23 protein-coding genes are annotated in these 24,445 nt (G+C 70.8%); 7 read left to right on the plus strand and 16 right to left on the minus strand.

The window, feature by feature from the left end; genetic code table 11:
* Window positions 1-2 precede the first annotated feature (2 nt).
* From ACGFH8_RS10065 to ACGFH8_RS10080, 4 genes are read right to left on the minus strand one after another with little or no spacing between them, the layout of a single operon-like run.
* Complete coding sequence (locus ACGFH8_RS10065; protein WP_393365725.1) at window positions 3-1,163, minus strand: DegT/DnrJ/EryC1/StrS family aminotransferase; 1,161 nt, start codon at window positions 1,161-1,163, stop codon at window positions 3-5.
* Window positions 1,160-2,233, minus strand: a complete 1,074-nt coding sequence (locus ACGFH8_RS10070; RefSeq protein ID WP_393365726.1) for a Gfo/Idh/MocA family protein — start codon at window positions 2,231-2,233, stop codon at window positions 1,160-1,162. Before ACGFH8_RS10070 ends, ACGFH8_RS10065 begins: the two co-directional genes overlap by 4 nt.
* Window positions 2,230-2,892: an HAD family hydrolase gene (locus ACGFH8_RS10075; RefSeq protein WP_393365728.1), complete on the minus strand. Its 663-nt coding sequence runs from the start codon at window positions 2,890-2,892 to the stop codon at window positions 2,230-2,232. The genes ACGFH8_RS10070 and ACGFH8_RS10075 overlap by 4 nt, the downstream gene beginning before the upstream one ends.
* Entirely contained in the window at window positions 2,889-3,704 is an 816-nt protein-coding gene (locus tag ACGFH8_RS10080) for an ROK family protein (RefSeq protein ID WP_393365730.1), read from the minus strand. Before ACGFH8_RS10080 ends, ACGFH8_RS10075 begins: the two co-directional genes overlap by 4 nt.
* A gap of 264 nt (window positions 3,705-3,968) precedes the next feature.
* Between ACGFH8_RS10080 and aroA the strand changes: the two genes are divergently transcribed.
* On the plus strand, window positions 3,969-5,222 hold the full coding sequence (gene aroA, locus ACGFH8_RS10085) for a 3-phosphoshikimate 1-carboxyvinyltransferase (protein WP_393365732.1): 1,254 nt from the start codon (window positions 3,969-3,971) through the stop codon (window positions 5,220-5,222).
* Between the two features lie 32 nt (window positions 5,223-5,254).
* On the opposite strand, the gene ACGFH8_RS10090 is transcribed toward aroA, so the two are convergent.
* From ACGFH8_RS10090 to ACGFH8_RS10130, 9 genes are all read right to left on the minus strand, one after another.
* The gene (locus ACGFH8_RS10090) at window positions 5,255-6,565 is read right to left on the minus strand and encodes an MFS transporter (protein WP_393365734.1); all 1,311 of its coding nucleotides are present in this window, start codon (window positions 6,563-6,565) and stop codon (window positions 5,255-5,257) included.
* A 3-nt stretch (window positions 6,566-6,568) separates the two neighbouring features.
* The gene (locus ACGFH8_RS10095) at window positions 6,569-7,585 is read right to left on the minus strand and encodes a diiron oxygenase (protein WP_393365735.1); all 1,017 of its coding nucleotides are present in this window, start codon (window positions 7,583-7,585) and stop codon (window positions 6,569-6,571) included.
* Window positions 7,582-9,783: an asparagine synthase (glutamine-hydrolyzing) gene (asnB, locus tag ACGFH8_RS10100; protein WP_393365736.1), complete on the minus strand. Its 2,202-nt coding sequence runs from the start codon at window positions 9,781-9,783 to the stop codon at window positions 7,582-7,584. The genes ACGFH8_RS10095 and asnB overlap by 4 nt, the downstream gene beginning before the upstream one ends.
* Before the next feature lie 270 nt (window positions 9,784-10,053).
* On the minus strand, window positions 10,054-11,016 hold the full coding sequence (locus tag ACGFH8_RS10105; RefSeq protein ID WP_393365738.1) for a winged helix-turn-helix domain-containing protein: 963 nt from the start codon (window positions 11,014-11,016) through the stop codon (window positions 10,054-10,056).
* A 46-nt stretch (window positions 11,017-11,062) separates the two neighbouring features.
* On the minus strand, window positions 11,063-11,362 hold the full coding sequence (locus ACGFH8_RS10110; RefSeq protein WP_393365739.1) for a PqqD family protein: 300 nt from the start codon (window positions 11,360-11,362) through the stop codon (window positions 11,063-11,065).
* Window positions 11,359-12,138 (minus strand): nucleotidyltransferase domain-containing protein, encoded by a 780-nt coding sequence (locus ACGFH8_RS10115; protein WP_393365741.1) that lies wholly within the window; start codon window positions 12,136-12,138, stop codon window positions 11,359-11,361. The genes ACGFH8_RS10110 and ACGFH8_RS10115 overlap by 4 nt, the downstream gene beginning before the upstream one ends.
* 858 nt (window positions 12,139-12,996) lie before the next feature.
* Window positions 12,997-13,749 carry an LPXTG cell wall anchor domain-containing protein gene (locus ACGFH8_RS10120; protein ID WP_393365743.1) on the minus strand — a complete coding sequence of 251 codons (753 nt, stop codon included), beginning with the start codon at window positions 13,747-13,749 and terminating at the stop codon, window positions 12,997-12,999.
* Between the two features lie 137 nt (window positions 13,750-13,886).
* The gene (locus ACGFH8_RS10125) at window positions 13,887-14,777 is read right to left on the minus strand and encodes an aminopeptidase (protein ID WP_393365745.1); all 891 of its coding nucleotides are present in this window, start codon (window positions 14,775-14,777) and stop codon (window positions 13,887-13,889) included.
* 135 nt (window positions 14,778-14,912) lie between these two features.
* Window positions 14,913-15,656 (minus strand): AraC family transcriptional regulator, encoded by a 744-nt coding sequence (locus ACGFH8_RS10130; RefSeq protein ID WP_393365746.1) that lies wholly within the window; start codon window positions 15,654-15,656, stop codon window positions 14,913-14,915.
* A gap of 78 nt (window positions 15,657-15,734) precedes the next feature.
* On the opposite strand from ACGFH8_RS10130, the gene ACGFH8_RS10135 reads away from it, so the two are divergent.
* Window positions 15,735-16,925, plus strand: coding sequence for an MFS transporter (locus ACGFH8_RS10135; protein WP_393365748.1), 1,191 nt, complete (start codon window positions 15,735-15,737; stop codon window positions 16,923-16,925).
* Entirely contained in the window at window positions 16,925-17,815 is an 891-nt protein-coding gene (gene rarD, locus ACGFH8_RS10140) for an EamA family transporter RarD (protein WP_393365750.1), read from the plus strand. Before ACGFH8_RS10135 ends, rarD begins: the two co-directional genes overlap by 1 nt.
* A 63-nt stretch (window positions 17,816-17,878) precedes the next feature.
* On the opposite strand, the gene ACGFH8_RS10145 is transcribed toward rarD, so the two are convergent.
* Entirely contained in the window at window positions 17,879-18,496 is a 618-nt protein-coding gene (locus ACGFH8_RS10145) for a pyridoxamine 5'-phosphate oxidase family protein (RefSeq protein ID WP_393365752.1), read from the minus strand.
* A gap of 166 nt (window positions 18,497-18,662) precedes the next feature.
* Between ACGFH8_RS10145 and ACGFH8_RS10150 the strand changes: the two genes are divergently transcribed.
* The 3 genes from ACGFH8_RS10150 to ACGFH8_RS10160 are packed head-to-tail and all read left to right on the plus strand — an operon-like array spanning window position 18,663 to window position 20,826.
* Window positions 18,663-19,169 carry a DUF2231 domain-containing protein gene (locus tag ACGFH8_RS10150; protein WP_393365754.1) on the plus strand — a complete coding sequence of 169 codons (507 nt, stop codon included), beginning with the start codon at window positions 18,663-18,665 and terminating at the stop codon, window positions 19,167-19,169.
* Window positions 19,166-19,717: an Hsp20/alpha crystallin family protein gene (locus ACGFH8_RS10155; RefSeq protein ID WP_393365756.1), complete on the plus strand. Its 552-nt coding sequence runs from the start codon at window positions 19,166-19,168 to the stop codon at window positions 19,715-19,717. Before ACGFH8_RS10150 ends, ACGFH8_RS10155 begins: the two co-directional genes overlap by 4 nt.
* An 8-nt stretch (window positions 19,718-19,725) precedes the next feature.
* Entirely contained in the window at window positions 19,726-20,826 is a 1,101-nt protein-coding gene (locus ACGFH8_RS10160; protein WP_393365758.1) for a glycosyltransferase family 9 protein, read from the plus strand.
* A gap of 2 nt (window positions 20,827-20,828) precedes the next feature.
* Here ACGFH8_RS10160 and ACGFH8_RS10165 read toward each other — a convergent pair whose 3' ends face one another.
* A complete protein-coding gene (locus ACGFH8_RS10165) occupies window positions 20,829-21,707 on the minus strand; it encodes a glycosyltransferase family 2 protein (protein WP_393365760.1) in 879 nt (292 codons plus the stop codon).
* Window positions 21,704-23,566: a D-glycero-beta-D-manno-heptose 1-phosphate adenylyltransferase gene (rfaE2, locus tag ACGFH8_RS10170; RefSeq protein ID WP_393365762.1), complete on the minus strand. Its 1,863-nt coding sequence runs from the start codon at window positions 23,564-23,566 to the stop codon at window positions 21,704-21,706. The genes ACGFH8_RS10165 and rfaE2 overlap by 4 nt, the downstream gene beginning before the upstream one ends.
* A gap of 155 nt (window positions 23,567-23,721) precedes the next feature.
* Here rfaE2 and ACGFH8_RS10175 point away from each other — a divergent pair, with 155 nt between their 5' ends.
* The gene (locus ACGFH8_RS10175; RefSeq protein WP_393365764.1) at window positions 23,722-24,261 is read left to right on the plus strand and encodes a type 1 glutamine amidotransferase domain-containing protein; all 540 of its coding nucleotides are present in this window, start codon (window positions 23,722-23,724) and stop codon (window positions 24,259-24,261) included.
* Window positions 24,262-24,445 lie beyond the last annotated feature (184 nt).

Raw genomic sequence — 24,445 nt, forward strand, 5'->3', positions numbered from 1 at the left:
GATCAGGCTCCGTGGTCCTCGAGGATCCGGGCCATCGCTCGGGTGACGTCGTCGGCCACGTCGTCGTCGAGCAACAACCGGTGATGCAGCCACAAACCCGCCTTACCGGCCGCGGCGGCGACCGGTGTCCACGCCGCACCGGCGCCGAACGACGGAACGGCCGCCCACGGCGGATACATGACCGAGGCGGGTATGCCGTCCGCGCCCAGGGCGGCGGCGGCCGCGGCGTTGGTCAGACCTCTGGCCAGCACTCGGGCGGGCAGCCGGAGCAGGACCATGTAATGGTCGTGGCGGGTCACTGCGGGGTCGGTGCCGACGACAAGGTCGGGGTCGAGCACGCGGAGCCGCTCGGCCAGTTCCGCCGCGTGCCGGTCCCGGATCCGCCAGAGTTCCTCGTACCCGGGGAGATGGGCGAGGACGACGGCGGCCGCGAACTCGCTGATTCGCGCGTTGGTCCCGACCTCCTCGAACGCGTAGGCCCCGCTTCCTCGGGGCCGGCCGCAGTTGGCGATCAGCTCGACGCGGCGTGCCAAGGTGGCGTCGGAACGGATCAGGACGGCTCCGCCGTCTCCGCCGGGGAGCAGCTTCCCCGCCTGGAAGCTGAACGTGGTCAGATCACCCACCGTCCCGACCCGGGCGCCGCGCCAACAGGCGGAGGTCGCCTGGGCGCTGTCCTCGATCAGCGCGAGGCCGTGGCGGTCGCACAGCGCCCGCGCCGCGTCGAGGTCGGCCGGTTGCCCGGCGAGATGAACCACGATCAACGCGCGCGTACGGTGCGAGACCGAGGTCTCGGCCGCAGTCGGGTCCACGCACCAGGTCTCCTCTCGCACATCCACCGGAATCGGTTGCGCCCCGACCGCGAGCACCGAGGACGCGGTGGAGACGAAGGTCGTCGCCGGGACCAGCACCTCGTCGCCGGCCCCGATGCCGAGGGCCCGGAGCGCGACCTCCAGAGCGACGGTGCCATTGGCCACGGCGACACAGGCGGACGCGCGGTGATCAGCGGCCAGGTGCGCCTCGAGTTCCTCGGCCGCACCTTGCCCGGACTGCCACCAGTGCCCGCTGTCGAAGGCGGACAGCAGGCGCTGCCTCGCCTCGGTGACAGGCTGCGGCCAGGCCGGGAACGGGCGGATCCGCACCGGAATCAGCTGTGGGGTGCTCACTCGAACTCCTCGTCCACATCGGTGACGACGGCCTTGCCGGTCTCCAGCGACTGGGCGAAGGCATCGCACAGCGACACCGATCGGACCGCGGAACGCAGGTCGTCGGCGCAGTCCTGCCGCAGGGCCTGATCCATCTGACGGTGATACTCGGTGGGCGCCCGCAACTGGCCGGCCATCAGCTCGCGCCAGCCATGGTCCTGATGGAACAGCCGCAGGGAGGGGCCGGCGATGGTCTGCCGCGCCGGGCTGAAACCGAAGACCGTCCGGAGCTCGGCGTGCCCCGCCGAGCCGGCGGCCAGGACGGTCACCGAGTCCGCGGCTACTGCGTCGTTCCAGGAGGCGCGCATCCGCATCGTGCCGGCGCCGATCTGAGCCAGGCCGTTGACGGTCTGGAAGGACACCTCCGGCTCCCGGTGCGCGGCGCCGGGGTTCTGATACCAGTCCGACGTCGCCGATCCGCCGGCGTGCGGTGGGCGTACGCCGGTGGCCAACGCGACTGCCCGCCCCGACCAGCCGGTGCACCAGAGCATCAGGTCGACCAGGTGCGCGCCCAGATCCCACAGGACGCCGGACTCCCAGCCGCCCGGCGTGCCGGGGATTCCGGAGCGACGCGACCAGGTCGCCGACATCTCGTGGACGGGACCGATCGCGCCCTCGCGGATCACCTGGCGAAGACGCTCGACGTCCGCGCGGAAGCGGTTGGTGTAACAGGTGAACACCCGCCGGCTCAGCTTCCGGCTCATCTGCTCGATCTCGGTCGCCGCCACCGCGGACGTCACCAACGGCTTTTCGCACACCACGTCCATACCGGCCGCGAGCGCCTCGGTGATGAGCGCCGCGTGCGAGTGCGGCGGCGTGCAGATCACGGCCAGACCGGCACCGGACGATGCCAGATCGCCCGGGTGCGCCTCGACCCCGAAGGTCCGGACGGACCGCTCGACGGCCTCCGGGTCGTTGTCCGAGACCAGGACGTCGCGGACCCGGGGATCGGCGACGAGGTACGGCAGATGGACTCGCGCAGCGATCGCACCGGCGCCGACCACCACGACCCGGACCCCGGTCGCCGTCATCGGACCAGGCCGTTCATCCGCGCGCCGAGCCGCGTGGTCAGCACCGTTTCCAACTCGGCGACGGACTCCACGAGCGCATCCGGCCCGGCGGTCCGCAGGACGTCGGTCCGCCCTGCGCCCCAGGTGCAGGCGACCGTGTAAACCCCCGCGTTCTGCCCGGCGCGGATGTCGTTCATCGAGTCGCCCACCAGCACCGTGTCCCGCGTCGTGCCGCGCAGCCGGCCGATCAGATGGTGCACGCCGTCCGGCGCGGGCTTGGGGGCTGGCGGGTCCGACGGGGTGACGAGCTCGGAACAGAACGCACCGAGCCCGGTGAGAGCGATCACCTGCTCCGCCCGCCCGCGGTCCTTGCCGGTGATGATGCCGAGGCCGACGCCCTGACGGCTGAGCGCCGCCAACATGGCGGTGACACCGGGGAACGGCCGCACCGTGTGCACCCGGCTGACGGAGTGGCGGCGAAAGGACGGCGCCATGGTCGGCGGCAGGCCCAGCGTCTCGACGATCCGCTCGAACGGCAGGCCGGCCATCGCCAGCAGTTCGTCCGTGGGCGCCCGGCCCGGCCCGACACACTCGCTGAATGCCGCGCGGAACGCCTCGACGGCGACCTGCTCGGAGTCGACAAGTGTGCCGTCCAGGTCGAAGAGGACGGTCAGCGTCACGGCAGCGGCTCTTCGGTGAGGAAGGCGCCCAGCAGAGCCGAACCGCCCGGATCGTCCGGTACGACGGCGTCGAGTCCGGCAGCCCTCGCCTCCGACACCAGCACCTGACGCAGCACCGGACGGTGCAGCCGGCCGCCGGTGAGCAGCACGGCCGGGACGCTCAGGACCCGGGCCAGGTCGGCCACCGTGTCGATCAGCCGCTGCCCGTCCGGCCACGCCGTGAACCCACGTCGGGACAACTGCTCATCGTCGGGAAGAGTGTCCAGGGCCGACTGGAGGCATCCCCGACGACCGCACGGGCACAACCGGTCGGAGCCGAGAGCCCGGAGATGGCCGATCGTCCGCGCGTCCGGCGAGGCCGACGGGCGCACCCGGCCGTCGAGGAACACGCCGCCGCCGATCCCGGTGCCGAGGCTTACCAGCAGGAATTCCGGGACGTCGCGGGCGGCGCCGAGCATGCGTTCACCGAGGACCGCTCCCACGCCGTCGTCGCCGACGGCAACGGGAACCCCGGTTGGCGCGCCGGTCAGGTCGCGCAGTCGTCGGCCGACCCACGCCGGACGGTTGGGCCAGGCCGTCACGACACCGGTCTCGTCGAGGCCGCCCGGAAACGAGATGCCAATGCTGACGTCCGACAACGGTCCGGACGTGGCCGCGGCGCAGGCCGCCCGAACCGCCGCCCGCAGGTCGGTCAGGCTGCCGGGAGGAGCCGCTCCGGTCGGCCCGGAGCCGACGAGGCGCACTCCCGAGGTGGTCCAGGTCGCCACCGACCACCCGGTGCCGCCGATGTCGAGCGCCACGGCGTTCCGCACCCGCGCACCTGCGCCGGGAAGAGCCCGCTCATGCCGGAGATAATGCTGAATGATGGTGCCTCCTGTCGCGCACCAGCGATCCGCCGGCTCCTGAATCAAGCGCGTTTCCCGCGAACTCCCACGCCGTTTCGTATTCATGCCCACAATGCCGCAACCACTCTTACTCCCGCCTTCTCCGCCCGCCCGCTGCCCCCCGGAACGACGACGGGCAAGTAGACTGTGGCCGTTCTCCCGGGCGGCGGGAGAGGGTAAAGGTAGGAAATTTTGACGAACGTACCGATTCCCGGCTCGAAGTCCGTCACGGCGCGCGCGCTTTTCCTCGCGGCCATGGCGGAGGGCACCTCGCGACTGACCGGCGCGTTGGATTCCGACGACACGCAGGCGTTCCGCTCCGGATTGCGTGCGCTCGGTTACCGGGTCTCCGACACCGACGAGGTCTGGAGCATCGACGGCCATCCCGACGGTCCGCCCTCCCGTTCCGCCGACGTCTACTGTCGCGACGCCGGCACCGCTGCCCGCTTCCTTCCCGCCCTCGGCGCCCTCGGAAACGGCGAATTCCGGTTCGACGCCTCGCCGCAGATGCGTCGGCGTCCGGTTGGGCCGATGACCACCGCGCTGCGGGAGCTCGGCGCCGATCTCCGATTCGAGGACCGTGACGATCACCTGCCCGTCGTCATCGACGCCCGCCGGCTGCCCGGTGGCCGGCTCCGCCTCGACTCGTCGATCTCCTCGCAGTTCCTGACCGCGCTCCTGATGGCCGCGCCGGCCATGACCGAGGGTTTGACAGTGCAGGTCACCGGCATGGTGTCGCGGCCCTACGTGGAGATGACGGTCCGGATGATGCGCGACTTCGGCGTGTCGGTCGAGTGGGACGACGACACTTTCACGGTGCCCCCGCAGCGGTACGCGGCGCGCGACTACCGCGTCGAGCCGGACGCCTCGACGGCCAGTTACTTCTTCGCGGCCGCAGCCCTGACCGGCAATTCCGTCACCGTTCCAGGCCTCGGCGCCGAGGTCATGCAGGGCGATATCGGATTCGTCGACATCCTTCGCCGGATGGGCGCCGACGTTATCGTCGACAGCGACCGGACGACCGTCACCGGCACCGGCCGGATCACTGGGACGACCGTGAACATGCGTGACATCTCCGACACCATGCCGACCCTGGCGGCAATCGCACCCTTCGCCGACGGCCCGGTGCGAATCGAGGACGTCTACAACACTCGCGTGAAAGAGTGCGACCGCCTCGAAGCCTGCGCCAAGAATTTGAGTGCAATGGGCATCGAGGTGGCAACGGGCCGCGACTGGATCGAAATTCAGCCGGGCCGTCCCAGGCCCGCGCTGATCGATTGTCATGCGGATCACCGGATCGCCATGGCCTTCAGCGTCACCGGGCTCCGTGCCGATGGCATCGAGCTCGACGATCCGGAATGTGTGAAGAAGACGTTCCCCGAATTCCACCACGTCTTCGGCGAAATGCGTGAGCAGTGGAGTCGCGCCGCCGTCGGCCGCGACTGATCGGAGCGGCACCCGCGGGCTGTGCGTATGGGTCATCGCTCACCGGCCCGGGACGCAGCCGCGGGTGCCGTCTCCGCCTCGCCGGCACCCAGCGGCTCGAGGTCTTCCAGTCGGGTTGTCGTCCTGATCCGGCTGCCCCACACGGCCAGCGGAGCTACGAGGGCGGCCGCGCAGGCAATGACCAGACCGGCCCGCGGATCCCAGGCCTGAGCGACCGCCCCGGCGCTCAGGGCGCCGAACGGGGTGGCGCTCCAGGAGGCGAAGCGAACCGAAGCCATCACACGGGGCAGCAGGTGCGACGGCGTCACCGTCTGCCGGTGCGTACGGGTGACGACGCTGAACACCGTGACCCCGGCTGCCAGGCCGCACATGCCGGTCGCGAACATCCAGATGGCCGCGGAGCCGGTGCCGAGCGGCATCAGCAGCGCGGCGGCCGGCGCGAACGCGACCGACGCCAGCACGATCCTGGTGTTGCCGAAGCGGGACACCATCCGGGCGACGAGCGCTGCGGCCACCACCGCGCCGAGTGCGTCCACCGCCATGACGACACCGACGATCCCGACCGGAAGGTCGAGCGTGCGGACCAGGAACGTGGGTGTCACCGCGAGCAGGGCTCCGTTGGCGAAGTTGAAGGCGCCGGCGGCCACCAGGCCCGGACGGATCACCGGGTGCCGGACGACGTACCGCAGGCCGACGCGGATCCGCTCCCAGAAGCCGGTCCGGTCGATGTGCCGGTCGGTCGTGTCCGCCCGGGACATGCTGCCCAGCACGGCGGCCGAGAGCAGGTACGAGACGGCGTCGAGCAGGATTGCCTGAGCCGCGCCGATCGCCTGGACCAGCACGCCGCCGACCGCCGGCCCGAGGAGGCGCGTGGTGGCGAAGGTGCCGGTCAGAAGGCCGTTGCGGCGGGTCAGGTCGGCCTTGGGGACGATGTACGGGACGAGGGTGGAGTTGGCCACGTCGAAGACGTTCGTGGCCAGGCCGGCCAGAAACGCGACGGCTAGGACGTGGGCGAGGGTGAGTGCGTCCAGCCAGGCCGCGGCCGGGATGCTCGCCATGAGGAGGGCGCGCAGGACGTCCATCGAGACCTGGGTGCGGCGCAAGGGGAACCGGTGCACCAGAACACCCGCCGGAAGCCCGATGAGCACGATGGCGGCGTAATTGGCCGCGGTGATCAGGCCGACCTCGAAGTTCGAGGCGTTCAGCAGGTGCAGGGCGGCCAACGGGAGCGCCACCGAGGTGACGCCGTCGCCCGCGGTGCTGATCGAGGTCGCCGCCCAGTATCGCCAGAAGTCGCGCCCCGACCGGCGCGGACGGGTTTCGTGGTCGACCGAAACAGACATAACTCAGCCGACCGCCGCGGACAGCAACGGGGCGAAGGCGTCCCGCGTGGCCGCGTCCGACAAGGCCCCCACCTCTTCGCAGTACGAGATGGTGGACCGTGCCGCCGCGGCCACGGTGGCGAGAACCCGGTCGCGCGGGTAGGACTCCGTGAGGACCGCCTCGATCTGGTCGGCGCGCAGGCCCAGCAGCGCCAATGAGTCGGCGACGGCCGCGTAGTCCGGTTCGAGGAAAGCCATGACGATCGCCGGAAGCCACGGACCCGCCATCGAGCGCTCGGCGGGCGTGAGCGCACGCCAGAGGAGCCGTAGGACGTCACGGAAGTACGCGTGATGGCGGCCCTCGTCGACAGCGTGGTCGGCGACCGTCTGCCGAACGGCGGTGGGCAGACGCCTGTCGTGGGGGACCTCGGCCAGCAGCGACGAGATGAGCGTCTCGCTCACCACCGCGAACAGCAGCGGGCCGAGCGCGGGGATGTGGGTCCGCAACCGGTTCGAGATCGTCGCGAGGCGTCCGACGAACTGGGGTACGCCGAACGCCGGAGAAGGCACAGCGCTGTTCTCGACGATCTGGGTGTGCAACTCGTAGGAGAACTGCGCGTGCCAGGCCTCGTCGGTCACGATGTTGAACGCGTCACGCCGCATTCCGGCGGGGAGCTGTAGGCCCGATCGTCCTCTGCTCAGCTCCATGGTCACCGGTATGACAGCGGTGTCCTCCAACTCGGACGTGAAGTGCAGGTACTGGTACAGGGCATGGACAAGGAGGCGATGGTGAGCGGAGTCGCCCAGTTCGGCGACGAGCGGGTGCGACCGGACCGGCACCAGCTCCGGCGGGAAGTACACCTGCGCCGTCGTGGCCGGCTCGAGCTTGCGCAGCGGGCGGCTGCGCACCGCGGCGTTCCGGTCCCACTTGTCGAAGCGGCTGCGGTACTCGGCGCCGACGGCGATGTCCGCCAGACCGCGTGGAGCGCAGGTGGCCTGCTCGGCGGAGCGAACCGCCAGCTTGAGGAAGTCGGTGCTCACAGACGCGTCCGGGACGATCGCGGCACGGCCCCCAGCAGTCCCTGATCGAGCACTCGCCCCAGCGGCTCGGCGATGGCGTCGTAGGTGGTGCCGGTCGCCGCCATCAGCTCGTCGAGCCGCCTCGCGCCGTCCACCAGGCCGACGAACCGGTGCCAGTGCGGACTGTCGTCGTCGATGACGTACTCGACGACGCCGTCGACCACGAGAAAACGCTGGGCGCTCCCGTCGACGGCGTCTAGGAGAAGAACGTTCTCGGACCACACAGGCACGGCGTCCGGCGCCAGCACGGGCAGGTCGAGCACCCGCTGCGCGACGGCCAGGCCGCCGTCCGCGGCGAAGTCCTCGACGGGCCACGCGCTCAGGACGGCGGGGACCGGCTGATCGACGATGGCCGGCGGCTGCTCGGCAACCATGGCGTCGAGCAGGCCCAGGTTGACAAGCCCCAGCAGTAGGTTGGCCGACCCCAACCCGGCGCCGGCGGACATCCGGTCGAGGAGTGCGTGGACGGCACCCCCGTCCAGGTGGTGCCTGGCTCCGCTGCTCGACAGGGCCTGCTCGACCAGGGCGCGGCCAGACTGCGTCAGGAGGCCCACGATCGACCGATAGGTGTGCTCGACCCCCTCGCCGTAGACGAACGGCACCTTCTCCCGCTCGGACACCTCGGCCGGCAGGTACTTGCGGACCGCATCGCGAAGGATTCGCTTGTCCCACAGCAGCCGGCTACGCCGGTGCGGAGGAACAGCGGCCACGAATTCGACGAGTCGATGGTCGAGGAACGGCACGCGAGCTTCGATCCCACTGCCAGCGGCGCTCCGGTCCTCGTGCCAGACGTTGTACTGGTAGATCTTGCGGTATTCCCGCCGTAGGTAGGCGGGGTAGGGGTCCGCGGCGTCGTCGTCGGCGGCGCTCCGCACGACCGACGCCCCCATCGCCTCGTTCCACGCCGCCGACATCTCGTTGCCGTGCGCGGCACCACGGCGGGCCATGGTCGCGAGGTTCGCCAGGAAGGTGTTCCAGTCGCCGCCACCGGCGTAGTCGGCCGAGTAGCCGCCGTTGAACTCGTCGCTGGCGGCGCCCAGGAGCATCCCCTTGAGGCCCGGGCGGGTGGCGCGGGCGTACCGGTGCAGCTCCTGCTTGAGGTACGACTCGGGGCCGGCCATCGGGTGCTCCAACAGCCAGAGGTGCCGGCGCCACTCGTCCACCGTCGGGTGGTGATCCCTGGGCACGTATATCTGATGGTTGGTGAGGCCCAGACCGCGAGCCACAAGGTCGGCGTGGTACGAGTCGCCGTTCTCCACGGTGCTCGGGTTGAGGACGGTGAAGGTCTGCAGATCCGTGGTGCGAGCCGCCAGCGCGGCGACCGCCGCCGAATCGACACCGCCGCTGAGGAACATGCCGAGCTCCGCGTCCGCGGTGGCGCAGTCGGTCACCGCGTCGGCGAGGAGACGCCCGTACTCCTCGATCGCCTCGTCGTCGGTCAGGTCGAACGATTCGCGAGTGCCGGGGAAGACCCAGTAGTCGTGGACGGTGGTGTGCCCGTCGGCGAGGTCGATCTCCATGACGGTGCCGGGAGCGACGTACTCGATGCCGGTGAACCAGGTGACCGGCTCGGCGGCGCCCAACACCGGTTCCGCGCGCAGGAAAGGACTCGAAAGGCTGGACTGCCAATCGATCGAGCGCGGCGTCGCGGAATCCACGAACAGCGCTTTGATCTCGGACGCGAAGACGATTCGATCGTTGTCGCGATGGAAATAAAGTGGCTTGATCCCGAAGCGGTCCCGCGCCAGCACCAGCTTGTTTCTGCGGATGTCGTAGAGGACGACGGCAAACATTCCGTTCACCCGCTCGGCGAATCGGTGGCCGTGTTCCTGATACAGGTGCCCGATTATCTCGCAGTCGGAACCGGTCCTCATCCGCGCACCGGAGGCAAGGCCGCGTTCGAGTTGACGGTGGTTGTAGACCTCACCGTTGGCGATCACCACGACGCTGCGGTCGGTGGTCCAGAGCGGTTGGTCACCGGCCTCCGGAGCCACCAGGGCGAGGCGGGTGAAACCGAGCCCGACCGGGCCTTCGCGCAGCGTGACCTGCTCGTCCGGCCCGCGATGCGCAACGCGGTGCGTCATCGCCGAGAGCAGCGCGCCGGCCTCCGGGCCCAGCGCAGCACCCCCGAACCTCGCCACCCCGGCCAAACCGCACATGGTTTCCTCATTTCCTCGAGCACATCGGGCGCGCGTCGGATCGGGTGCGCTCCGCACACGGCGGAGCGCACCCGACACGGATCAGCAGGCGGCGCGCAGGACGGTGGAAACGTCCACTGGACGCATGGTGGGCTTCGCGTACTTCTTCATGTCGATCACCTCCGGTTTGGGCGAATTCGCCTGTCCGTCGCCGGGAGGCGAGCGGATGGGCGTGGCTTCAGTGAAGCAGCCTCCAGAGTGGGCAGCCAGACATTCGGTTGGACCCGAAAGTCACCCGGCCATGAGCATGTCGAGCAGGGTGGAACCAATGTCGGTAAGCCCGTAATAGACGCGGTTCGCGCGCCGCGTCCGGATAGCTATGCGACAGGACACCAGCACGGACAGATGCTCCGAGATCGTGCTGGGCGCGAGGCGCAGCTCGGTCGCCAGGGCGGTCGTCGTCCGGGGCATGCTGAGCGCGCGCATGAGGGTGGCCCGCGTCCTGCCGAGCAACTGCACCACGTGATCCGGCCCGGGTCGCGGCGAGGGGTTCACCCCGCCGGCGAGATTCGCGACCCCGCGCGCCGGATAGCCGAGCACCGTCGTGTCGGTATTGGGATCGAGCAGCGCGGGCTCGTCCCGGGCGAAGACCAGGGGCACCAGCAGCAGCCGCTGAGGATCGCGGGTGCCCTCCGCGACACCCGGAGCCGTCAGCGTCAGTGTGGGGCTGTTCCACCCGACCCGCTGGTGCAGCGAGCCGAGCAAGGCATCGACGCCACCCGTGGCGAGGGTTCCGGACCGGTGCGCCAGCTCGTCGACCAAAGTCTCGGAGATTGTGCCCCAATGCGGTCTGATCGCTACGTCGCAGTAGTCCTCCAACGTCCGCCGGAAGGTCTGCAGCGCCCGAGCCGGGTCGGCGGCGAAGGGTCCGAAGGCGGGCGGCACGCCGCGCGGGAACTGCCGGTGCAACCGATCGCGGACCCCCGTCGGCTCCCAGGACTCGATCCGGCGGCAGGCATCCGTCAGATCGAGGTCGTCGGGGCGCGGGTCGCTGATCAGGAACTGCGGGATTATCCCGGGAGGCCACGACGCCACCCATCGCAGCAGTGCGCGGGCAGGACCGTTGCCGATCGCCGACAGCGCCGACCGGGCCCAGCTTTGGTACGGGAACGGCGCGGCGAGCCCGTGGTGGGCCAGTAGTTGGGCGCTCGTGAGCACCTCCCACACCGGTTGCGGCGCCAGCCGGATCTGCAACAGCGCCCGGTCCGACAGGGTGATGGAGGCCGAGCGCCGCGCCCCGTCAGGATGGTGGCCGGCGGGCGTCGCCCGGCCATTCGACAAGTCGACGCGCCGTGAGGTCGTCCAAGAAGGCGGCGACATCCGCGACAAGCTCCACCTCTTCCTCGCCGTACTGTCTGGCTACGCGTGCGGCGATCTGGCGCACCGTGCGCCGGCCGTCGATCGACTGCCAGATCAGCTCGGCGGTCTCGTCGAGTTCGAGCGGTTCCTCTGTCTCCGTCCGGCCCGCAACGACGAGGGCTCCGGCGACACGACGTACGCGGCTGTAGAGACTGACCCGCGGCACCTCGGAGTCGTTCATCCGATCGGCACCAGGGACTGCAGCCGGCGACTGACGGTGATCACCTCGACGATCCACTGCTCCGGATGGTCCGCGTCGAACGACCGCATGGTCTCGAGCGCCCAGTACTCCTCGAAGCTCAGCTCCGGCGGGTCGGCGGCCTGGAACCGGCGAGCCCGCCACTTCGGACTGTTGCCGTACTCACCGCGGTGGGCAAGCAGACCTTCGACCGCGTGGTTGAAGGCGAGGCGGGCGGAGAGGACGGCGCTGACGGTGTCACCGTTGCCCAGTTGGCCAGCCGCGTCCTCGGCGTAGCCATCGGTCATGTTGAAGGCCTTGATGACCAGACCCGGTACGTACGCCGAGGCGCGCAGCGCGGCCTGCCGCTCGGCGAGCCACTCGGCACCGTCGAGGGCGACGGCGTGGCCGACGCGCTCCAGGAAGAACGATTCGTCGACCGACAACCGGGTCGAGGCGGCCGCACCGCTGCGCAACGCCTCCCAGCTCATCTTCGCGAACAGTTGGTCGACCTGCGCCGACGTCCAGTACTCGACGTCGCACCGCAGCGCACCGACGTGCGTCTGCTCCGAAAGGACGTGGCCGGGCTCCAGGCCAACCGCGAGAGGGACGGCCGTCGGGCCGGCCCAGGCCTCCTCGGAGACCACGTAGACGTCGGCGTCACTGGCCTCGTTGTGCCAGCCGCGAGCGAAGGACCCACCGATGTACGCGGTGAGGCAGGAGTCGGGGAGCAGTTTTTCCTTCCTGAGATGGTCTCGAATCATGTCGACGTCGGTCACTGCAACTCCTCATGAGTCATCCGGCGGGCGTTCGCGGTCTCCGGTTGAACCCCTATACGGGACCCGAGCACGATGCGACGGCACCCGTCCGTTGAGGTGGAGGGCGAAATGTTCACCACAGGAACCGTTGATCCGGAAGGCTCGCCACACGACGCGAGGGGATCAAGAGGGTGAATGCCGTCGGCGACGACGGCCACGCTGCGTCAACCGCTGGACGATGAGTGCATTCTCTTATCCCCCGTGATCTTCATCAATGCGGTTCTGCCGGATACTACCGAGCCAGCCTGCCGGTGTCTGCCCCGTGCGCGTCCGGTGAGCCGCCTCCGCCTCGACCGACCTGGGGGCGCTCCTCGGGGGACGCCTCCGTACGAATGCCCAGGTCAGTGGCCTGGGCTCCGTCGCTTGCGAAGGTCGTCAACGGCACCTTCGGCCGAGGCATCCTGCTTGCGGGACCTCTCCGGAGCGGCGCGCCGGCATTGTGGTCAGAAAAGTCACAGCGGCGCGAGAATCAGCCGGCCGTGGGACAGAAACCTGCGCCCGACCTACGACGTGGCGCGGATGATCGCCAGGGCGGCTGCGCGGCGGCCCCGCCGGCACTGTGGTCCGAGCACTTACCAGTGGCGGAAGGGGTCACCAGAATCTTGTCGCGGTCATCGCCCGCGTCAAACCGTCACGGCCGATGTGCCGGACCCGACGCATCGTCGCTGCTGAGCTGGGGGTACAGGTCGGCGATGAGGCGCTCGGCCACGGGATCGACCTGGGTTACCGATCTGTCGGAACTCCACAGGGAATGACGGATCAGGACGGAAAGTATCGCGCCCGGCCCGACGAGGCGTCGAGCCGGGCGCGTCGAGCGAGCTATGCCACGAAGCGGGAACGGCGTCGGCGTCCGATCAGGTAACCCACGCCGCCGAGGAGCAGAAGCGCGCCGCCGATGCTGGCCACCGTCATGGTGTTGGTGCCGGTGACGGGCAGTCCGCCACCGTCACCGCCGGAGGCGCCCAGGCTGGCGGAGGAGGTGGGGGTCGGCGCAACGGACGTCGTAGCGCTGGCCGTCGCACTGGGCGTCGCACTGGGCGTCGCACTGGGCGTCGCACTGGGCGTCGCGCTCGGCGTCGACGTGGGCTGCGCCGCGCAGTCACTCACACGTGCGGCGTACAGGCCGTCGTTCAGGTAAGCCAGGAGGGCGTCGATGGAGTCGGCGTCGAGCGTCTTCTGCGCGGCGTCCTTCACGTTGGCGCCAGCACCCGTCATCGTCCGGCCCACCGAGATCTGCAGAGCTGTCCACCAGGTGTCCTGCAAGCGAGACTTGAGGAAGGTCCGGAGCTCCTCCGAGGTGCCGCCCAGCGCCTTCTCGATCGCCTCCGGCAGCCCGGGCAACTCCTCTTTCTTTGCCGTGTCCAGGATCCGATAGGCCAGCAGCCGCAACTGCCCGAGGTCGGCGGTATCCAGATCGATGGTGACAGCCTTACGAATATCCGTGTACGTGTTGCGTTCGACCGTCTGGCAGGTCGCGTTCAGCCCGGGTGAGCCAGCCTGAGCCACCGCCGGTGCCGCCGGAACCAGAAACGCCAGCGCTATCAGGGCGCCGGCCGGGAACTTCCATCGCATGTAGATCTTCCTCCCCGTTGGAGATCAAAACATGGAGATATTACCGGTGGCTGGCGGGAAGGCAGGAAGGGGTGGATGTCGTGGACCGCGCACGGAAAAGGCGACAGCGGTTACCCGCACGGAGGCAGGCCACCCAGTTACTCCTCGCGCTTGTTGCCGTCGTCCTCCATCAGCAGGAAGCCCGTCCGGTCCGTGACCTCGCGGGAGCTGCGCAGCGCGCCGACGGCCGCCAATCCCACCCCGGCGAGCGGGATCGCCGTCTCCACGGCCGACGATACCTGAAGGGTGTCTTCCGTTGACCTACTCACCGCCATCCCCAGTTGCAGGAAGGCGTCCCGGTCCGGGTTGGCCATCTCCCACCAGCCCGACCACAACCCGGCGAGATTCGAGTACGCGTCGGCCGCTGCGAGGGACAGCAGGAACAACCCCACCGGGAGCAGCCAACGGCGGTCCGCGCGCCACCCGGACAGCGCGAGCGCCCCCATGGTCACGAGGGCAGCGAGCAGCGCCGGCCACACCGTCCCGAGCAGGTCCGGCAGTGGATGGTCGACGAACTCCGGGGTGGAGTCCAGCCCGAACCAGGCGAGCAGCAGCAGTGCGAGGACTGCCGTCGCCACACCCCGTCGTCTGCCGCGAGACGGCAGTGCCAACACGCCGGCCGCGAGACAGGCAGCGCCGAGCGCCAGGCCCAGCGCGGCGAGCCGTTGCCTGTCGATCGAGTCCCGCCACGGCCCCAAGATGGACGTCTCCGCAGCCGCCGGCCCGTATGCCACCCAGCCCACGTCGACGGACTGCTCCTGATGCCAGTGCAGTCGCACGGCAGCCACCACGGCAAGGAGCCCGATGCCGGCGGCGACGGCCCACCGCACCCGGCGCTCACCGCGACTCAGCAGGACGTAGCCGAGCAGTGTGAGCAGCATGACCAGGCCGAACTGCATCGACGCGGCTGGACTGGCGACCAGCGCCGCCCCGGCCGAGAGCAGACCGGCCGCGACGGACGCGACGAGCAGGCCGAACGGAAGACGCATGGCCGAGATCGTGGCACGCGAGCCGGAGTCGCGTAGCCCCGTTGGGCCAGGGCGGGATGGGCACCGCGGCGGATATCAGAATGGCGATCCGGGCAGCCGCCCGGCCGGTTCCCGTCCGCGAGAGGATCCTTCGCGTCACCGGCTTCGGCAGTACTCGCCCGGCGTCATCCCGAAGTAGCCCCGGAAGGCCTGGATGAACGCACTGGGACCGCTGTAACCGCTGGCTGTGGCGGTGGTGGTCACCGACTTGCCCTGGGCGATCAACGTGAGCGAGTGGTGCAGCCGCAGTTGGGTCCGCCAGTGCGGGAACGACATCCCGGTCTGCTCCCGAAACAGTCGGCTGAGGGTACGCGCGCCGGCGCCCACGGCCATGCCCAGTTCGCCGAGGGTGCGGCGATCGGTGGGGTCCTCGAGCAGGATCTCGGCAAGATCCCGCAACCGGGGGTCGTCCGGGTACGGCAGGCGCAGGCGCAACGTGGCGGTCCGTCGTAGCTGGTCAAGAGCCACCCGTTCGAGATTGTGCTGTTCGTCGTCGGTCAGCTCCTCGCCGTCGGTGAGTTTGACGATCACCTCGCGCAGCAACGGTGAGACGGCCAGGGCGGTCGGCTGATCCACACCCAGCGGGTTCAGCGGGCGGTCGAACATGATCGCGCGCATGTCGGTGGGCCCGTACGCCCGATGGGCGTGGGCGGCACCTGCCGGGATCCACACCGCCCGATCCGGTGGCACGGTCCACAGCCCGGTCGGCGTCGACACCCCGAGCACACCCTTGCGGGGACAGACCAGTTGATGGCGGGCGTGGGTGTGCCAGTCGATCCGGTCGCGGTCGGCCAGGGGCACCCGGGCGGGGCCATCGACATCTTGGCTGCTTGTCGACATAAATCGGCAGGATATCGATAGTCCGCACCTGAGGCGACCGGGCATCCTTCCTGAGGACACCGGACGAGAGAGCTGATCATGACGGAGATGGGCAGCCGGGTGAACTCGGCCAACCCTGGGACGATGGTGCCGCTGGACGAGCAACCGTCGGCGTGGCGGCGAATGCGACTGTGGAGTGCCGCCCACGCGGTCGACGACCTCTACCAGGGTCTGGTGCCGGCCTGCGTCCCGTACTTCGTGCTGGACCGCCACTACAGCTACGTGGCCGCCGGCGGTCTCACGCTCGCCGCGACCCTGGGTAGCTCCGTCCCGCAGCCGTTCATCGGCGTCGCCGTCGACCGTTACCGGCTCGACTGGCTCGCCGGGGCGGGCGTGACGCTGGCCGGAATCGGGCTCGGCCTCTCCGGTCTCGTGCACAGTTACGTGGCGGTCTGGTTGCTGCTCTGTGCCTCGGGGTTCGGCGTGGCGATGTTCCACCCGGCCGCGGGAAAGTCGGCCCGGGTGGCGGCCGGTGAGAGCGCCACCGCGATGAGTATCTTCGCCGCCGGCGGCAGTGTCGGGTTCTTCCTGGCACCGGTACTTGCCACTCCCGCACTCATCGCGATGGGCGTCGGAGCGACGGCGCTCTTCATCCCGCCGGCCGTACTGATGGGCTTCCTGTTGTACCGCAATCGGCTACCGCGGCCGGCCGCCCGCTCCGTTTCCGACAACGGCTCGGACCGCTGGATTCCCTTCCTGGTGTTGACGGGCATCGAGACCGTCAGATCGGTGGCCTTCTTCGGCGCGATCACCTTCATCGAGTTGTTCTGGATACGCCATCTGGGCGCGGGCAAGAGCCTCGCCGGGGCCGCGCTGGCCTGCTTCCTGGTCGGCGGGGTTCTCGGAACACTGCTGGGCGGCCGGATCGCCGACCGGGTCGGGATGGTCCGCACCGTGCAGCTCGGCGCGATCGTCGCCATACCCGCGCTCGTCGGCCTGCGGTTCACGCCCGGGGAGTATCCGCCGCTGCTCCTCGCCGTGCTCGCCGGCGCCGCCCTGAACATCCCGTTCGCGGTGCTGGTCAAGCTGGGCCAGGACTACCTGCCGACGCGGCCCGGCACCGCGGCCGGTGTGACACTCGGACTCGCCGTGAGCATCGGGGGCCTCATCGCGCCCGTCCTGGGCGTGGCCGCGGAAAAGTGGGGTCCCGAGGGCGTGTTCACCATCATCTGCCTGATTCCCCTCGTGGCGCTGGCACTCGGGGTGTTCCTCACCGAGCCGCGGACGTGATGCGTCAGGCCCGAGCCGGCGTGCTGGCCGGAACGGCGGCGTACCTCCTCTGGGGTTTGCTGACCCTCTACTGGCCGCTGCTGGAGCCGGCCTCCGCGGTGGAGATCCTCGCCCACCGCATCGTCTGGTCACTGGTCTTCGTCGCCGTCGTGCTGGCGATCCAGCGCGACCTCCGCTGGGTACGGGCGATCCGGCGGCAGCCACGGGTACTGGCGCTGCTGGCCGGCGCCGGCTGCTTCGTGGGCGCCAACTGGGGCCTCTACATCTGGGCGGTCAACAACGGGCGGGTGATCGAGGCGGCCCTCGGCTACTACATCAATCCGCTCTTCACCGCGCTTCTCGGCCTGGCGGTGCTGCGGGAGCGGATGGCGATCGTCCAGTGGGTCGGCGTGGCCCTGGCCACGGGGGGCGTGGTGTGGCTGGGGATCGACGCCGGACGGCCGCCGTGGGTGGCGATCGGCCTCGCCGCCACCTTCGGAATCTACGGACTGCTTCGCAAGTGGGCGGCCATGCCGAGCTGGCGGGCGTTGGCGGTGGAGACCGCCACGCTGGCCGTGCCCGCCGCCGCGTACCTCGCCTTCCTGTCGGCGACGGGCCAGAGCCACCTTGGGGACGGTCCGGTCCGGTCCGTGTTGCTCGTCAGCACCGGCCTGGTCACCGCGCTGCCGTTGGTGCTGTTCGGCTTCGCGGCGGTCCGGACGCCGCTGACGGTCCTCGGGATGCTCCAGTTCCTGCTGCCGACGACACAGTTCGTCATCGGCTACTTCGGGCTGCACGAGTCGGTCAGCGCTGTCGGCCTGGGCGCCTACTGCCTGGTCTGGGCCGGTGCGGCGTTCTTCCTCGCCCCCTACGCGCGGCGGCAGACCCGCGCCGAGGACGGGCGCACGTGAAACCAACTGGCGCTGAGAATCGGCTACTGAGGTCGAGCACGATCTTCCTGTCGTGCGGCGGGATCAGGTGTAGATGTTCTTTGCGTACTCCGGGCCGTAGTGCCGCTCCAGATCCTCCAGGCTCACCGCCGGTGCCTCGACCTCCTTGATCAGGCGGGGGCGCGACGGCAGCAGGTCCGGCTGCCAGGTCTCCGGCTGCCACAGCGCGGACCGCAGGAACGCCTTCGCGCAGTGGTAGAAGATCTGCTCGATCTCCACCACCACGGCGAGCACCGGCCGGTGTCCCTTGACCACCATGTCGTCGAACCAGGGCGCGTCGCTGAGCAGGCGCGCCCGCCCGTTGATCCGCAGCGTGTCGGTGCGCCCCGGGATCAGGAAGAGCAACCCGACGTGTGGGTTGTCCAGGATGTTGCGGTAACCGTCGGCCCGCCGGTTGCCCGGCCGCTCGGGCAGCGCGATTGTCGTGTCGTCCAGCACCATGGCGAACCCGGCCGGGTCGCCCTTGGGGGAGACGTCGCAGCTACCGTCCGCACCGGCGGTGGCCAGCAGGCAGAACGGCGACGCGGCAAGCCACTCACGGTCCCGCTCGTGTAGGCGTCGGCGTTCCTTGTTGACGGCCCGCGCGGTTGGTGCCCCCAGCAACTCGCGCAGTTCCTCGTGCGAAGTGATCTCCACCGTCACGTGATCCTCCCTCAGGCGTTGACCCGTTGGCGGGCACCGCCACGTGTCAGCCTAGGCCGCCGTGACCAGGGTGAGGTTTGTGCCCGGTCGCCGGGGGTAGGGCCTCACCCGACGCGCCCGCCGCACGAGACCGTTCCGCAGGACGCCGACAAGTGGAGGCCGGGAGATGGAGAGCCGACTCAAGGTACTGGGTCATCCAGTCCATCCGATGCTCGTCATGTTCCCGGTCGCGCTGCTGGCCACGGCGGTGCTGTTCGACGTGGTCGATACCGTCGGCGGCCCCGACCTCCTCGGCGAGGTCGCGTACTGGAACATCACCGTCGGCCTGATCGGCGGTCTCCTCGCGGCGGCGGCCGGCGCGTTCGACCTGCTGGCCATCCCGACCGGCACCCGGGCCAAGCGGGTGGGTCTGCTGCACGCCGCCGCCAACGTCGCGGTGATCCTGCTCTTCGCCGCCGTGTGGGCCGTGCGGCTCAATGCCGACTCCCGGGCCGCGGGCGGCGCACTCGTCGCCATCGAGGTGGTCGCGGTCGGGATCCTCGGCATCAGCGCCTGGCTGGGTGGCGAACTGGTCGACCGGCTCGGCGTGGGCGTCGACGCCGACGCCGGCCTGGACGCGCCCAGCTCACTACGGCCGTCGACGGCCACCCAGCGGATCGGAGAGGCGCGATGAGCGAGCAGCAGGCCGGCGGATTCGGTCGGGGCTGGCGCGGCGGCCGGCAGCAGGGCTGGGACCCGATGGGCGAGTTGCAGTCGCTGCGCGCCGAGCTGAGCCGACTCGTCGGTGGCCGGGCCAACGCGTCCGACGTCGAGCTGACCGAGACCGCCGACGGCTGGGAGGTCGTCGTCCGGCTGCCCGGGGTGGCGCCGGAGGAGGTGGCGGTCGAGCTGGACGACCTCGAGTTGTGTGTACGGGCCCGCTCCGAGGCGGAGGTCAACGCCGACCAGGGCATCTCGGGCGGCTTCGAGACCCGCGGCTTCGAATACCGCATCAACCTGCCGTCGCGCGCCGACCCGGACGCCATCGACGCGGTCATGGACCACGGCCTGCTCCGGGTCCGCCTGCCCCGGGCGACCCGACCCGCGCCGCGCACCATCACCGTCGGCCGCACCGGGCCGCGCTCCGGCGACCTGTCCACGGGTACGCCGATGCCGGCCGACCCCGCCGCGGACCGGGAGCTGCACCGCCCGGACACCGCCGGCGAGGTCGACCGGACGTAGCGGGCTGCGTGGTCACTCCGTCCCTGCTCGGCCCGACGGCCGGGCGCGTCGACGACGTGCGGCGCATCGCGGTGCTGCGCGCCAACGCCCTTGGCGACTTCATCTTCGCCCTGCCGGCGTTGGACGCGTTGCGTGCCGCGTACCCCGCGGCGGAGATCGTGCTGCTCGGAGCGCCGTGGCACGCGAAGCTCTGGCGCGACCGGCCCGGCCCGGTGGATCGGGTGCTCGTGGTGCCGCCCGCGCCCGGCATCCGTGCTCCCGAGCCGGGCGAGCCGGAGTCGTCGATCGACGACTTCCTGGCCGCCGCGACCGGGTGCGACCTGGCCGTGCAGATCCACGGCGGCGGCGCCAACTCCAACCCGCTGATCAGTCGCCTCGGCGCCCGGGTGACCGTCGGCCTGCGCGCCGACGACGCGCCGCCGCTGGACCGGTGGCTCCGCTACGTCTACTACCAGCACGAGGTCATCCGCTACCTGGAGGTGGTGGGGCTGGTGGGAGCGCCGGCGACCACCATCACGCCGACGCTCGCGGTGACCGACGCCGATCGGGCCGAGGCCGCCCAGGTGCTCGGCCCGGCGGACCGGCCCCGGGTGGCGCTGCACCCGGGCGCCACCGACAACCGCCGTCGCTGGCCCGCCGCGCACTTCGCCGAGGTGGCGCGTGCGCTGCACGAGGACGGCTACGAGGTGCTGGTCACCGGCACGCCCGCGGAGCGGGAGGTGGTGGACCGGGTCGTCGCCGCGGCTCAGGTGCCGGTGCGCCCACAGGTGGGCACGCTCAGCCTGGGTGGGCTGGTCGGCTGCTACGCCGACTGCGCGTTGGTGGTCTCCAACGACACCGGCCCGTTGCACGTGGCCGCCGCGGTGGGCGCGCCCACGGTGGGCATCTTCTGGGTCGGCAACCTGATCAACGGGGCCAGCCCGCTGCGCGGCCGGCACCGGCCGATCAGCTCGTGGACTGTGCACTGCCCGGTCTGCGGGGTGGACTGCACACCGGGCATCTACCCGCACCGGCCCGGCGACGGTGAGTGCCCGCACCGGGATTCCTTCGTCGCCGACGTTCCGGTGATCGAGGTGCTGGAAGCGGCCCGGGAGCTGCTCACTCCGTAGTCTCAGGCCGGCTGCGGGGTGTCCTCGTCGGCGAGGACGACCTCCCACGCCTCCACGTCCCGGTCGGTGACCGTGGTCGGGGACTCCAGGTGGTACGCGCCGCTGGGCAGGACGCCCGCACCGCCGTCGCGGGCCAGCACCGCGAGCTGCGCGGCCACGTCCTCACCCTGGTGCTTCTCCTGCACCCGACGCCAGAAGTCGAAGCCGCCGGCGTCGACGAGCTTGGCCCGGTCGTAGAGCACGCACCCGCCGATCCAGGACACCTTGTACGCCCGCCACGCACCCGGCGGCAACGCCAACTGCTCGGTGATGTGCAGCAGGTTGGCCGCCGAGTGGATGCGGGCGCGGTTCCACTCCGGGGTGTCGGGTCGGATCCGCTCCGGCGTCGGCGGTCCGGCCCACTCCTCGTAGTGCCCGTGCGAGTCCGGACGCCTGTCGTCGGCGTACGACAGCCCGTGCACACCGTTGCCGACGAAGCCGCAGCCCAGCTCGCCGATCGCCGTCACCAGCCGGTGCAGGGCCCCCGGTTCCAGCCAGACATCGTCGTCGAGGTTGAGGACGTACCGGGCGGTCGAGGCGGCGAGCAGGTACGCCCGGTGTTCGGCCAACCCCCGGCGGGGCAACCGGCGGGTCAGCAGCACCGGGTGACCCCGCTGGCGCAGCGCCCGGACCATTGTGGCCGCGGCGGGATGCGCGTACGCCGGATCCCCGTCGGACTGGTCGCTGACCACCACCCCGAAGCCGGGCACATCGTCCTGGGCGGCGAGACCGGCCAGGGTGACAGCCAGCTCGGCGGGCCGGTTCCGGGTCGGGATCAGCACGTCGACAAGCCGGTCGGTGCGGAACTCCGCCGGGGTGCCGAGGTCCAGGGGGCGGTTCACGACGCCTGGGTACGGGAGCTGAGCGACGGGTCGGGTTCCCGCTCTCCCGTGGTCGGCGACGGGTCGGGTTTCCGCTCACCCGTGGTCGGCGACGGGTCCTGGCTGTGTGACCGGATCCGCTCGATGATCGCCGAGGTGGACCGGTCCGGCACGTACCCCAGGGTGTGCACCTGGCCACCCAGCCGGCGCACCAGCGGCGCCTCCGGGACCAGCTCCGGCGGGTAGTCCCCGCCCTTGACGTAGATGTCCGGCCGGACCGCCTCGATCAGCGCGGCGGGTGAGTCCTCCTCGAACACCACCACATGATCCACACAGGCGAGCGCGGCGAGCAGGGCGCCCCGGTCCTCGACCGGGTTGACCGGCCGGTCCGGGCCCTTCAGCCGGCGTACGCTGCCGTCCGAATTGACCGCCACGATCAGCAGGTCACCCAACGCACGGGCCTGTTCCAGGTAGCGCACGTGCCCCCGGTGCAGCACGTCGAAGCAGCCGTTGGTGAAGACCACCGACCGTCCCGCCTCGCGGTACTCGGCGACGATCGCGTCCAACTCGTCGCTGCCGACGAGGGCGGGATGGTTCCTGGTCTCGATCGGCTGGCCGAGCGCGGTGAGCAGGTCCTCCCGCCGGCACACGCAGGTGCCGGTGTCGGAGACGGTGATGGTGGCCGCCAACTGGGCGAGCTGGGCGGCGGTGGGCAGCGGCGCGTCGGCGGCCAGGGCCAACGTCATCGCCGCCAGGTACGCGTCGCCGGCGCCCACGGCGTGGCTCGCCGGGACCGGTGTGCTGTGACTGCGCCGCGGCTCCCCGTCGGCGCCACCCACCACCGCCCCCTCGGTGTCCAGGGTCACCGCGACCACGTCCGCGCCCGTGTGCGCGCGCAGCTCCGCCAGGCGTGACTCCGCCAGGACGGCCCGGTCCACGCCCTCCCCGGCCCGCGTGTTCACGGTGACGCCGGTGCCGGTGACGCTGAGCCCGTCGCCGGTGAGGGCCACCCGGTCCTCACCCGGGGTGGGCTCACCGACAGGTCCCGGGCGGCCGGTGGTGCTCTCGGTGCCGTTGTCGGCGCCTACCCCGCCGGGGGCCGCGCCCACGGTCAGCTCGGACGGGCCGTCGGCCGGGTCACCGTGCGGGTGCTCCAGGTGCAGTTCGGTGCCGGCGGTCGGTCGGGTCGCGCCGGCGGCGCGGGCGAGCAGCCGGGTCGCCTCGGCGAAGCTGGGCGTGACCACTGTCGGCGCGAGGCCCCGCCAGTCGGCCAGGTCGTGGGCGTCCAAGGCGACAGTGGCGTACCGCTCGCGTTGCTCGACGAGCCACGCGCGGACCGGCGCGGGCAGCGCCCCCAGGCCGTAGTCGCAGACCACCAGGGTCGGCGCCTCCCCACCGGCGGCGGCGCGCAACTCCTCGGTGGCGCAGCTCAGCGCGGTGAGCAGCCGGGTCACGCCCTCCGGGTCGAGCGCGTCGTCCGGGTCGCCGGAATCCTCGCGGAGCAGGATCTGGTTGCCGGCCAGCATCCGCCGCTTCACCGGCGTGGGCCGTCCGGGCTGGTTGACAGTGCGGTCCCAGACGCCCGCGCGGTCCAGGCAGTCGTGCAACTCGTCGCCGGCCACGTCGGCGCCGACAGGTGCCACGAGCACCGCCCGACCGCCGAGGGCGGCGACGTTTACCGCGGTGTTCGCGGCCCCACCGGCGGCGGAGATCCGTCGGCGCAGGGTGAGGACCGGTGCGGGCGCCTCTCGACAGAGGCGGTCGGAGTCGGCGAACCGCCACTCGTCCAACATGGCGTCACCGACGATCAGGACCGGGCGTTCGAGCCAGCTCTCCACGACGGTGGCGAGCCGGCGCTGTTCCGCTGCTGCTCCTGCCATGCCTCCCCGGGTCCCCAGCGCCCTCCGGGACAAACCTGGCCGGCACCTGACCTGCGGCTACGTCCCCGCCGTGCCCTTAGCGCCCGGCTGGGCCGTTTCGGGCGTCCGGAGGCGGGAAGGGAATTGAGGTAACCCCGGAAAGGAGAGGTACCGAGATGGCAGCGCAACTACAGGGCAAGCGGATCGCCTTCCTGGCCGCCGACGGCGTCGAGGAGGTCGAGTACGTCCAGCCGCGCGAGGCGGTCGAGAACGCCGGCGCGACCGTCGAGCTGGTCTCGCTCAAGCCCGGGACCATCCAGTCCTTCAACCACCTCGACCAGTCGAAGACGTACGACGTGGATGTGACGGCCGACAAGGCGGACGCCGACGGCTACGACGCGCTCGTGCTCCCCGGAGGTGTCGCGAACCCGGACTTCCTGCGGAGCGACCCGGACGCGGTGCGGTTCGTGAAGGCGTTCTTCGACGCGGGCAAGCCGGTCGGGGTGATCTGTCACGGTCCGTGGACGCTGATCGAGGCGGACGTCGTGCGCGGCCGACGGATCACGTCGTGGCCCAGCCTGCGTACCGACCTGACGAACGCCGGCGCCACCTGGGTCGACGAGGAGTGCGTAACCGACGGCAACCTGACCAGCAGCCGCAAACCAGACGACCTCCCCGCCTTCTGCGCAGAAATCACCAAAACCTTCGCCCCCTAACCCCCGCCCCCACCCCCGCCCCCGCCCCCACCCCCGCCCCCTGCCCCCGCCCCCCTGCCCCCGTCCCCCACCCCGGAGACCCCCGTTGATCATGAGGTTATAGCCCTCCAGCTCGGCGTGTCGTGGCGATAACCTCATGATCAACGCCCACGGTCGGGCGGTGGGGGCGGGGGTGGGGTGGGGT

Origin of the sequence: Micromonospora sp. NPDC049175 (assembly GCF_043197345.1) — a bacterium.
Taxonomy (GTDB): Bacteria; Actinomycetota; Actinomycetes; order Mycobacteriales; family Micromonosporaceae; genus Micromonospora.

Excerpts from the sequence above, each read along its gene's own strand:
- asnB (WP_393365736.1), bottom strand. The coding sequence starts at position 9,783 with ATGTGCGGTTTGGCCGGGGTGGCGAGGTTCGGGGGTGCTGCGCTGGGC.
- ACGFH8_RS10070 (WP_393365726.1), bottom strand. The coding sequence starts at position 2,233 with ATGACGGCGACCGGGGTCCGGGTCGTGGTGGTCGGCGCCGGTGCGATC.
- ACGFH8_RS10175 (WP_393365764.1), top strand. The coding sequence starts at position 23,722 with ATGGCAGCGCAACTACAGGGCAAGCGGATCGCCTTCCTGGCCGCCGAC.
- rfaE2 (WP_393365762.1), bottom strand. The coding sequence starts at position 23,566 with ATGGCAGGAGCAGCAGCGGAACAGCGCCGGCTCGCCACCGTCGTGGAG.
- ACGFH8_RS10135 (WP_393365748.1), top strand. The coding sequence starts at position 15,735 with ATGACGGAGATGGGCAGCCGGGTGAACTCGGCCAACCCTGGGACGATG.
- ACGFH8_RS10125 (WP_393365745.1), bottom strand. The coding sequence starts at position 14,777 with ATGCGTCTTCCGTTCGGCCTGCTCGTCGCGTCCGTCGCGGCCGGTCTG.
- ACGFH8_RS10155 (WP_393365756.1), top strand. The coding sequence starts at position 19,166 with ATGAGCGAGCAGCAGGCCGGCGGATTCGGTCGGGGCTGGCGCGGCGGC.
- ACGFH8_RS10090 (WP_393365734.1), bottom strand. The coding sequence starts at position 6,565 with ATGTCTGTTTCGGTCGACCACGAAACCCGTCCGCGCCGGTCGGGGCGC.
- ACGFH8_RS10110 (WP_393365739.1), bottom strand. The coding sequence starts at position 11,362 with ATGAACGACTCCGAGGTGCCGCGGGTCAGTCTCTACAGCCGCGTACGT.
- rarD (WP_393365750.1), top strand. The coding sequence starts at position 16,925 with ATGCGTCAGGCCCGAGCCGGCGTGCTGGCCGGAACGGCGGCGTACCTC.
- ACGFH8_RS10120 (WP_393365743.1), bottom strand. The coding sequence starts at position 13,749 with ATGCGATGGAAGTTCCCGGCCGGCGCCCTGATAGCGCTGGCGTTTCTG.
- ACGFH8_RS10150 (WP_393365754.1), top strand. The coding sequence starts at position 18,663 with ATGGAGAGCCGACTCAAGGTACTGGGTCATCCAGTCCATCCGATGCTC.
- ACGFH8_RS10130 (WP_393365746.1), bottom strand. The coding sequence starts at position 15,656 with ATGTCGACAAGCAGCCAAGATGTCGATGGCCCCGCCCGGGTGCCCCTG.